General features: G+C 42.9%; 9 protein-coding genes. 7 read left to right on the top strand and 2 right to left on the bottom strand.

Annotated elements, in window-relative coordinates; genetic code table 11:
• Positions 1-65: 65 nt before the first annotated feature.
• Complete coding sequence (locus Q4592_RS00395) at positions 66-1,610, bottom strand: arylsulfatase (protein WP_303508394.1); 1,545 nt, start codon at positions 1,608-1,610, stop codon at positions 66-68.
• 276 nt (positions 1,611-1,886) lie between these two features.
• Between Q4592_RS00395 and Q4592_RS00390 the strand changes: the two genes are divergently transcribed.
• Positions 1,887-2,882, top strand: a complete 996-nt coding sequence (locus Q4592_RS00390) for an HAD family phosphatase (RefSeq protein ID WP_303508392.1) — start codon at positions 1,887-1,889, stop codon at positions 2,880-2,882.
• A gap of 110 nt (positions 2,883-2,992) precedes the next feature.
• Here Q4592_RS00390 and Q4592_RS00385 read toward each other — a convergent pair whose 3' ends face one another.
• On the bottom strand, positions 2,993-3,874 hold the full coding sequence (locus Q4592_RS00385; protein ID WP_137673043.1) for an NAD(P)-dependent oxidoreductase: 882 nt from the start codon (positions 3,872-3,874) through the stop codon (positions 2,993-2,995).
• Between the two features lie 658 nt (positions 3,875-4,532).
• Between Q4592_RS00385 and nikA the strand changes: the two genes are divergently transcribed.
• The 6 genes from nikA (at position 4,533) to Q4592_RS00355 (ending at position 10,849) form a co-directional block, all read left to right on the top strand.
• Complete coding sequence (gene nikA, locus Q4592_RS00380) at positions 4,533-6,119, top strand: nickel ABC transporter substrate-binding protein (protein ID WP_303508384.1); 1,587 nt, start codon at positions 4,533-4,535, stop codon at positions 6,117-6,119.
• Positions 6,120-6,193: 74 nt separating this feature from the next.
• Positions 6,194-7,138 carry a nickel/cobalt ABC transporter permease gene (opp1B, locus tag Q4592_RS00375; protein ID WP_303508383.1) on the top strand — a complete coding sequence of 315 codons (945 nt, stop codon included), beginning with the start codon at positions 6,194-6,196 and terminating at the stop codon, positions 7,136-7,138.
• Complete coding sequence (gene opp1C, locus Q4592_RS00370) at positions 7,135-7,965, top strand: nickel/cobalt ABC transporter permease (RefSeq protein ID WP_303508380.1); 831 nt, start codon at positions 7,135-7,137, stop codon at positions 7,963-7,965. The genes opp1B and opp1C overlap by 4 nt, the downstream gene beginning before the upstream one ends.
• Entirely contained in the window at positions 7,959-8,765 is an 807-nt protein-coding gene (locus tag Q4592_RS00365; protein WP_303508377.1) for an ABC transporter ATP-binding protein, read from the top strand. The genes opp1C and Q4592_RS00365 overlap by 7 nt, the downstream gene beginning before the upstream one ends.
• The gene (locus tag Q4592_RS00360) at positions 8,766-9,548 is read left to right on the top strand and encodes an ABC transporter ATP-binding protein (RefSeq protein WP_303508376.1); all 783 of its coding nucleotides are present in this window, start codon (positions 8,766-8,768) and stop codon (positions 9,546-9,548) included. It begins immediately after the preceding gene.
• Positions 9,545-10,849: an MATE family efflux transporter gene (locus Q4592_RS00355; protein WP_303508373.1), complete on the top strand. Its 1,305-nt coding sequence runs from the start codon at positions 9,545-9,547 to the stop codon at positions 10,847-10,849. Before Q4592_RS00360 ends, Q4592_RS00355 begins: the two co-directional genes overlap by 4 nt.
• Positions 10,850-10,955: the final 106 nt, after the last annotated feature.

Genomic DNA, 10,955 nt, shown 5'->3' with positions numbered 1-10,955 from the left:
TTAGTCTAACAACAAAAAAACGTTAAAAAAGGGCGAGTTGCGCCCTTTTTTGATATTAATGTAAATTATTTAGACGCAGGCTGTTGTAATTTCTCCATCACTTGGGAGACATTGAAACTTGCTGCTTTTTGACGAGGTGGAAACTCTTCAAAACTGGCTAGGTACTTAGCAACATAAGTTTGCGCCGGTACCAGCAAATACACTCGATCAATCACCCAATCCCAGTAAGTATTAGATGTCCGATCTGCGGTTTCATAAGGGTCCATTCTTAAATTAAAGATTTTAGGCACCCTCAGCTCAACAAAAGGTTCAGCCCAAATCTGCAAAGTGCCTTGAGCTCGCTGCTCCATAAAGACTATCTTCCAATTTTTATAACGAAGTCCTGTGAGATCACCATCGTCAGAGAAATAGAACATTTCATCACGCGGCCCTACTTCCTCTTTCCCCATCAAATATGGGAGGAAGTTATAACCATCTAAGTGATTTTTGAAATCTTTACCATTAGCACTGTGGCCTTTGAGCAGTTTGTCTTTTACTTTGTCATCTCCGGCAATTGCAGCAAAGGTTGGCAACCAATCCATGTGATGCATGATTTCATTTGATACCTCACCCGCCTTAATTTTACCCGGCCAACGTACCATAGCAGGCACACGGTAAGCCCCTTCCCAGTTGGTATTTTTCTCGCCGCGGAACGGCGTTAAACCGGCGTCAGGCCAGCTATTCATATGTGGGCCATTATCGGTAGAGTAAAACACAATGGTGTTGTCTTTTATGCCTAAATCATCCACTTTTTTAAGCAACAAACCTACGTGTCGGTCATGTTCTAGCATACCATCTGCGTAATTACTCACCCCAGAACTGCCTTGTAAATCAGGCTTTATATGAGTACGAAAATGCATTCGAGTACCATTCCACCATACAAAAAATGGCTTATCCGCTTTTACGGTTTTCTCCATAAATGCCATAGCAGCTTCTACCGTTTCGTCGTCAATAGTTTCCATGCGCTTTCTAGTTAATGGCCCGGTGTCTTCAATTTTTCCGTCGGCAGACGATTTAATTACACCGCGAGGACCAAATTTTTTACGAAACTCAGGATCCTTTGGATAATCGACATTCTCAGGTTCTTCTTCCGCATTTAAGTGGTACAAATTACCTAGAAATTCATCAAAGCCGTGAGCCGTTGGTAAAAATTCATCTTTATCACCTAAGTGATTTTTACCAAACTGTCCGGTCGCATAACCCATTGGTTTTAGTACTTCAGCAATCGTAATGTCTTCGGCTCGTAAACCTAAATCTGCGCCAGGGAACCCTACTTTGCTTAGGCCGGTGCGCAACACACTCTGACCGGTAATAAAGGTAGAGCGCCCCGCAGTACAAGATTGCTCGGCATAATAGTCGGTAAACATCATGCCTTCTTTGGCAATGCTGTCGATATTGGCAGTTTTGTAACCCATCAAGCCAAAGGTATAAGCACTTACGTTAGATTGGCCAATGTCGTCTCCCCAAATCACCAAGATATTGGGTTTTTCTGCAGCCATTAAGCTGGCAGACGCCAAACCTAGTGCCCCAGCAGACAATAAAGTCATACTATCTTTTAAAAATTTAAGCATCTGCTAAACGCTCCCTGTTAGAAAAGTCACTAAAAGCGTAGCAGCAGTCTGGAAACTTTGAAGCGTCAAAATCATTTAAATAAATAAAAGCAATCTGTTCCCTGAACCATTAGCGCCCAATAGCGCAGAGCAAACAGTTAATCCTATTGAAGGAGCCGACGAGCTGCCTTACTTTGAGACTATTTAGGATATTTATTGGCGTATTTAAAGATTTACTTCCATAGTCCTGTTGTTTGATTTTTTCTGCATATTTTGACGATTCAGGGAAGGAATACGATGAACAACATTAGGTTAACCATGCTGCCGCTATTATTTATCTTGTGCTTTGTAGGTAAAGTAACAGCCGAGACAAGCACTCCGCTAGCCTCCTGGAATGAGGGTAAGGCTAAACAATCAGTTATGGCCTTTGTAGAAAATGTAGTAAACACTGATTCAGCTGATTTTGTCCCGCCCTCAGAACGTATAGCGGTGTTTGATAACGATGGAACCTTGTGGGCCGAACAACCGATGTATTTCCAGTTGTTTTTTGCCATCGATCGTATCAAAGCTTTAGCACCTGAGCACCCAGAGTGGAAAACCAAAGAACCCTTCGCCTCTGTGTTAAAAGGCGATATGGAGGGTGTTTTGGCCGGTGGCGAACATGCTATTTTGGAGTTAGTTATGGCCAGCCATGCCGGGATGAGCACCACTGAGTTTGAAGTTATCGTTAACGCATGGCTAGCTAAGGCCATTCATCCAGATTCAGGCAGACCCTACACCGAAATGGTCTACCAGCCGATGTTAGAACTGCTGCATTATCTTAGAAAAAACAACTTTAAAACATTCATTGTTTCCGGCGGCGGTATCGAATTTATGCGCCCTTGGACCGAGCAAGTTTATGGCATTCCACCAGAACAAGTGATCGGTAGCAGCATTAAAGTGGAATTTGAAGTGCTGGATGGCTCCCCTACCCTAATTCGCCAGCCTGAGCTGGATTTTTACGATGATAAAGAAGGAAAAGTGGTAGCTATTCATCAACAAATAGGCCGCCGACCTATCGCAGCCTTCGGCAATTCTGATGGCGACTTACAAATGCTGCAATGGACAACGGCCGGCGATGGTGCAAGGTTTGCACTATACGTCCACCATACCGATGACAAGCGTGAATGGGCCTATGATAGAGAGTCTAGTATTGGGCGTTTTGATAAAGGGCTTGATGAAGCCAAAGAAAAAGGCTGGACAGTGGTAGACATGAAGCAGGATTGGAAAACAATTTTCCCCGCTAAAAAGTAGTTTGAATTTAGGCTTGGAAAGCAGTTTTAGTAACGATGAGGTGAAGATTGAACCCTACTACTGCCTAGCTAAGCAAGTAGCCAATATGCAGTAGTAAGGTGGTCTTCGAATTACTTCTCTAGTTTTGTGAAATAGTCGAAGATTACAGGTACGTCACTTTGACCAAGGCCAGCATCAACAGCGGCTTGCAAGTTAGTAGAAGTACCTTGAGCAATAAGAGACTCGCTACCTAAGTCTTTAACCATCTCATTAAAGTAACCTAGATCTTTATTTGCGTTAGCAATTGAGAAACCTAGGTTAGGGTTGCTGTCTACAGCGTAGTTTTTACAAAAAGCCATAAACGGCGAGTTAGAAGGACCAGCCGACATAATGTCGAACAACTGTTGCCCATCAACACCCGCAAGTTTTGCTACAGCAAATGCTTGAGACATAGCAGTAACGGTAGTCATGCCCATGAAGTTATTGATTAGCTTAGTAGTATGACCCGCACCAAGTTTACCTAGGTGGAATACATTCTCACCTTGCTCTTCTAGAACAGGCTTAACTTTATCAAAAGTCGCTTGGTCACCAGCAGCCATGATGTTTAACAAACCATCTTTAGCGTGAGCAGGAGTACGGCCTAAAGGCGCATCGATCATTCCTGCGCCTTTCTCGGCAAGAGCGGCGCCAATTTTGATAGTAGAAGCAGGGATAGACGTACCGAAGTCGACTAATACTGCACCTTCTTTAATACCAGCTAATACGCCATCTTCGCCGTAAACAATTTTTTCAACAACAGCTGAAGTTGTAAGACAAAACTGAACGATGTCACTTGCAGCAGCTAGTTCTTTAGCCGACGTAAATGCAGTAGCATTACCACGATCAATAACGCGAGCAACGGCGTCAGCGCTAAGATCCATCACGTTTACTTGATAACCACGTTTTTGTAGGTTTTCAACCATGTTGCCGCCCATAAGGCCAAGACCGATGAAACCGATGACAGGTTTTGTCATTTCAAACTCCTAAAATAATCAATTGTATTACAATAAGACCATGATATACCCACCTATCAATTTAGGCAATCATTAACAAGCTTTTCTGTTAAAAGTGATAACTAGGCTATAAAAAACTAAATTATTACTCAAGAAAAGTACCGATAGTGGCTAGCAAGCTATAGTTCTAGCTAGTTTATCTGCTAAGTACTGCGTCTTTATTTGCCACTCATTAAGCTTAAACCTTCATTAATATGACTTATCATCTACAGCCGAAAGCTTCTTAATGTAAGGCTGATCTACAACAAGGCACTTACCAGTGCTAGTAATCAAATCACTGTTTAAACCCCACACTTTCATTTGTCGAATTAACCATTGTCACTTGTAGATTTCAGGTGTACTCAAGAACATCTTTTTAGATAAAGCGCTAAAAAGAATGGTGGTGAATACATAACACCGATCACTGTTGGCTAAATAACCCGCCTCTCCTCCATCTTAAATTTCAGCGATAAAGGCCGTTTAATGTCTGTGTTTACAGTATGTAGACAACAAATTCATTTTTTCCCCAGCCTTGTAATAACAAGTTGATTCAAATCATGGTTGCCAAGCTAAATAATAATTATTATCATCCTTATATCACCAAATGATAATGATTCCCATTTTCATATGAGAGAAATCTATGACGCTAAAGAAACTGCTTACTCTTGCTGCATGCTTTGCGAGTGCCTTAATAACCAGCCCAGCTACATTGGCTAACGACTCAACATTAACCTTTGCTAATTACCGCGATATTCGCGATTTGAACCCTCATCTTTATGGGGGGGAAATTTTTGCTCAAAACCTATTATTTGAAGGTCTGATTCATCTAGGTGAAAACGGCAAGCTTGAGCCATGGCTTGCTACTAATTGGTCGGTTTCTGAAGACGGTAAGCTATATACATTCACACTACGTGAAGGTGTAACTTTCTCTGATGGTTCACCATTTAATGCCGAAGTCGTAAAGCAAAACTTTGATGCCCTACTAGACAATGGTAATCGCCATACTTGGCTTGAGTCGATTCGCTTGATGTTAGAAGTAGAGGAAACTGGCAAGCAGAGCGTTCGAGTTGTAGATAACTACACCGTTGAGGTGGAGTTTGCTAATTCATACTACCCATTCTTGGTAGAGTTAGGTGTAACCAGGCCGTTTCGCTTTTTATCACCTAAATGTTTTAAAGAGGGAACCACCAAAGACGGCACTCTTTGTTATGTAGGAACCGGGAGTTATCAATTAAGCAGCAACACTGTTGACCAACAAGCTACCTTTGAACAATACGCCAGTTACTGGGGTAAAAAGCCACAAATAGAAAAAATTGTTGCTAAGGTTATCCCTGACAACCAAGCGAGACTGTTAGCTCTGCGCAGTGGTGATGTAGATATGGTGTACGGTTTACAACTGATAACCGCCCGCGCATTTAAACAGTTTGAAACTGACCCTAGTTTTAACACAATTTTGTCTGAGCCAGTATCTACTCGAATGCTGATCTTGAATTCAAAAAGCGACAACCTAAATGACACCAGAGTACGTCAAGCCTTAAGCCACCTCACCAATAAAGCGGTTATTGCCGAGCGCATTTTGTTGGGCCTAGAGAAACCAGCAGATACCTTGCTGGCTCGCAATGTACCTTACGCCGACATTGATCTAGCACCTTACCAATACAGTGTTGAAACGGCTGAGCAATTGCTTAACGCTGCCGGTTGGACATTAGATGGAAAGATGCGCAAGAAAGACGGAAAGCCTTTTGAGATCACCTTGTCTTACGACAGTGACAAGGTAGTTGAGCGCACCATTGCCCAGTACTTACAAAGTGAATGGTCGAAGCTGGGGCTAACCTTAAAGCTTGTAGGTGAAGAAGAACAAGCCCACCGCGACCGCTTAAAGCACGGCGAATTTGACCTTTCATTCAATATTTCTTGGGGGACTCCTTATGATCCTCAATCATTTTTGGGTGGCATGCGTAAACCCGTTTATGGCGATTACGCTGCGCAGCAAGGCATTCCTGAAAAAACTCAATTAGACCAGCATATATTGGATGCCCTAGAAGCCACCAACGAACAAGAACGCCAAGCTCACTACAGCTATGTATTAGAAACGCTGCACAATCAAGCCATCTATATACCGCTAACCTATGAGCAAAACCGTGCAATTTTCAGTAATAAACTCGAAGGCGTAGGTTTTAATCCTTCTCAATTCGAAATTCCGCTGCAGCGTATGTCTATTAAATAACACGCTACTGTTGCTGTAATAAACTGGCGCTCAGAGATGAGCGTCAGTTTTTCTATTTTTGGTAAAAATTAATAATGGCAAAATACATCTTTAAGCGAATGCTTGGCGCCTGCATCACCTTACTGCTGGTGTCTTTCATCGCCTTTACCATGGTTAACTTAATCCCGGCAGATCCAGCCGAAGTCGCCTTAAGGGTAAACGACACAACACCCAGCGAAGAAGCCATTGAAGAGATCCGTATAAAACTGGGCTTAGACCAACCTTTTTTGGTGCGTTATACCCACTGGCTAAGTGCTTCGCTACAAGGCGATTTTGGCACCTCGTTTACTAACGCTAATCGCTCTGTATTTGACGAACTAGCGAGGAGCTTTCCTTACACTTTAACCTTGGCTGGCATCTCATTAGTTCTGCTCATTGCAGTGAGTATTCCTCTAGGTGTATTGAGCGCGGTGTACAAAGATCATTGGTTAGACAAAATCGTTCGAACCTTTATTTTTGCTAGTACCGCCATGCCCAATTTCTGGTTAGCCTTTATTCTGATTTGGTTTTTCTCTATTAAATTGTATTGGCTACCAAGCAGCGGCGCGACCAGTTGGAGCCACTACGTATTGCCCTCAATTACACTTTGCATGGCATACATTGCCACGTATATACGTTTAATTCGCAACTCAATGCTCGACACCATGCAAGATAATTACGTAAGTTATGCTAGGGCTAGAGGCTTGTCTGAATACCAAGTTATCTGGAAGCACTTACTCAAAAACTCATTACAAACTTCAATGACAGCATTGGGTATTGGTGTGGTTCGCTTAATTGCCGGCACAGTGGTTATTGAAAGTATTTTTGCCATTCCTGGGCTTGGCCGGCTAGCGCTATCGGCAATCTTTAATCGCGATTACCCGGTAATTCAAGCCTACATACTGGTGATGGGTTGCTTGTTTGTTCTGTCGAATTTGATTATTGATATCCTGCAAACGGTGATCGATCCGCGCCTTAAATCAGAAGGCGAATACCAATGACCCAGCGCCTACTCAATAATAAAACCGCACTAATATGTTTAATTCTATTGTCCATTATTTGCTTAATGGGGGCTTTTGCACCGTTTTTAGCGCCTCACGATCCAAACTTAGCCGACGTGATTAACACCTTATTACCCATGTCTGGAGAGTATCCTTTAGGCACTGATTATCTGGGAAGGTGTATCTACTCTCGACTGCTGTTTGGTATCCGCACTACCCTCTACTATTCGCTCATCACGATGGTGATTACCGCGGCGGTAGGCGCGTTAATTGGCATTATTTCGGGTTATTTAAGAGGCAAGGTGGATGCCTTAATTATGCGTGCCTGCGAAGTCATGCTGTCGTTTCCTTATGAAATCATTGTTCTAAGTATTGTTGGCATTCTAGGGCCGGGGATCGGCAACATTATTTTGGCCAATTTCATCGCAAAAATAGCCTGGTACGTACGTATTGTGCGTGGCTCGGTGATTTCGTTTAATCACAAAAACTACATGTTGTACTCGAAAACAGTCAAGTCTCCGCAGCGCTTTATCTTCGCTAAACACCTGGCGCCCAATATCACCGCTGAAGTGATCATTTTAGCCACACTTGATTTAGGTTGGATTATCTTAAGTATCTCTACCCTGTCGTTTCTTGGCCTTGGGGTACAGCCGCCAACGGCGGAATGGGGAGCCATGCTAAACGATGCCAAAGAAGTCCTGTTTTCCAACCCAGAACAAATGATAGTGCCGGGATTAGCCATTATGGTTGTGGTGGCTTGCTGCAATTTGTTAGGCGATGCCTTACGCGATGTGCTTGACCCAAGAACGGAGCACAAACAATGCTAGAGATTAGAGACCTAAATATATCGGTAGCAACAGGAAACACCCAATCTCATTTAGTTAGTGACGTGAGCTTTACTCTTAAAGAAGACCAATGCTTAGGCATATTAGGCGAATCAGGCAGTGGTAAAAGCGTCTGCTGCTCTGCAATTAACGGCTTACTTGGCGAGCAGTTTACCGTGAGTGGGCAAGCCATATTTGACGGTGAAAACTTGTTAACAATGCCGAGCAAACAGCGCCAAGACATGCGTGGACAACAAATAGCCATGATAATGCAAAGCCCAATGACAGCGTTTAACCCTCTGTTTACCATTGGCAACCAAGCAGTTGAAACCATCAAGCAACATCAGCCTCATTCAACACGTGATGCTAAAAAGCTTTTTTGCGAGGTACTCAGCAAAGTAAACCTTAAAAACCCGCAATACCTGTTAAGCAAATACCCTCATGAATTAAGCGGAGGCATGCTGCAGCGCATCATGGTGGCCTTGGCCTTAGTACTAAAACCAAAACTAATTATTGCAGATGAACCCACCACTGCTATTGACTATATTAGCCAGCGCGAAGTCATCAATGAACTACAAATGGTGAGAGAACGCTTTGGTACGAGCATTATTTTTGTTAGTCACGATCTCAGTTTGGTATCGCACATCGCCGATTCAGTGTTAGTCATGCATCAAGGAAAAATGGTTGATTACGGTAGCACTCAGCAAGTGTTTAACGCGCCTTCCAGCCAGCATACCCGTTACCTGATAGATACCAGATTGAAGTTAATCAATCGCTTTAAACACGTTATGGGAGGCGTATAAATGCTGCTTGAACTTAAAGACATTACTAAGTCTTTTGCTAAAGACGACAGCTGGTTTTTTAAACGCTACCAAGATGTTTTAAAAGGTGTCTCTTTTAGTTTAAATGAAGGTGAATGCATAGGCATTGTAGGGGAATCTGGCAGCGGTAAAAGTACCTTAGGCAAAGTTATTTTGGGCTTAGAAACACAAGATAATGGTTCGGTGAAATTCAGCAATGAAATCTCTCAGTTGCCTCGGCACAAAGCCGTTAGCGTAGTGTTTCAAGATTACAATACCTCGGTCAATCCACGACTTAACATTGCCCAAATTATTGCCGAACCACTGATCAATGAAGGCCTTGAGAAATCACAATTAAAAGCGCAAATCAGTAAACTGCTGATTGAAGTCGGCCTTGAAGACAGTATGCGAGCAAGGTATCCGCACCAATTAAGTGGTGGGCAGTTACAGCGAGTTTGCATTGCTCGCGCCATCGCAGCCAATCCTAGATTTATTTTGCTCGACGAAGCTGTCAGCTCGCTGGATGTCTCTATTCAAGTGCAAATCTTGGACTTACTGCTTGAACTGAAGCAATCACGCAACATTGCTTACTTGTTCATCACACATGATATCGCGGTGGCAAGTTACCTGTGTGACCGCTTGATGTTTTTTAAAGACGGTAAAATTGTAGAGCAAGTAAACGATATTGCAGCCCTGCCATTGGTGACTAACGAGTATACAAAAAACTTATTAAATGCCGCCAGTTACCTAGAAATCCCCTTTGATATTAATGATGTAGATAAATGACCTTAAGCCATAACGATTATTACAAAATCGCCATACCTTTTATTATTGCCACCTTAAGTCAACCCCTTTTAGGGGCTGTTGACACAGCAGTAATTGGCCAACTAGGAGTAACCGAGTTAATTGGCGGCGTAGCCATTGGTACAGTAATTATGAATACCCTATATTGGCTATTTGGCTTTTTTAGGGTGAGTACTACCGGCCAAAGTGCCATTGCTATGGGGAAAAATAGCAATCAAGACCGCGCAAGTAGTTTAATTAGGCCCCTGATGCTTTCAGGGTGTGTAGGACTCTTATTTGTTGCCACTCAAAGTTTCATTTGGCAAGGTGCACTGGCGGTAATAGAACCCCAACCTGATGTTGCTGTTCACGCTAAAAGTTACTTCGATATACTCATTTGGGGCGCACCACTCGTGCTTCTCAATTACACCATTATTGGTTGGTTGATGGGTCAAGCCAAAGTAAAAGAAACCCTGTTTACTCAAGTATTTGGCAACGTACTTAACATCATCCTTGATGCAGTGTTTGTATTAGGTTTTGATCTTGGGGTGGCAGGTGTCGCCTACGCCAGTTTAATCGCCCAAGCCTCAACTTTTGCGATAGGTTTTATATTGGTGATCAAGAGCAGTCATTTCTCACTTCTCCAATACATTGGCTATATGCGAATGAGTAAGCAAGATCTCGCCACCATTATCTCCTCCAATACCGATTTAATGCTAAGAACAATATGCATTTTGGTGTTCTTCAACGTAATGGCAAGAAGCGGCTCTAAGCTAGGCGCAGAGGTGCTCGCCACCAACGCAATTATGATGCAGGTAACATTTTTAGTCAGTTATATGTTCGATGGTATTGCCAATGCGTCTAGTGTATTTGCCGGTAAAGCTGTTGGCCAAAAGAACCCCGCCCTGCTTAAACGCACCTTAAGCTTAAACTGGCAATGGACTAGTATTTTTGTTGCACTGTTAACCGTGCTAATCGCCTTAACCCAGCATGATTTAGTGTTAATCTTCACGCAAATACCCGAGTTAGTCACGCTGTATCAGGACATGTCGGCTTGGCTATTAGTGTTTCCTCTAGTTGCCGGCTACGGACTAACTATTTACGGCATCTTTACCGGCACTGGTAACACAAAACCGGTGAGGAATTCGAGCGTAATTACTTTAATTGTCTTTTTGCTGGTGGTGCATTTTACATTAGAACCATGGGGGAATAGCGGCTTATGGTTTGCTTTTATCATGTTCTATGTAGGCCGCTTTGTGTTTCTGTACCCTTACCTTTCTGAGGTGAAGAAAAAATGCCTTTGACTAAGTTAAACGCGTAAATCGAGAAACAATAAGGGTAAGCTGGGCTTGCCCTTATTGTTTACGTTAGCGTTGGTGAAAATTTAGCAAATTTGAGTTTATAAGCCTA

The sequence above is a fragment of the Agarivorans sp. 1_MG-2023 genome (assembly GCF_030548385.1).
GTDB lineage: Bacteria > Pseudomonadota > Gammaproteobacteria > Enterobacterales > Celerinatantimonadaceae > Agarivorans.
Note: the sequence above shows the minus strand (reverse complement) of the source record. Positions and strands in the feature narration are given on the sequence as shown.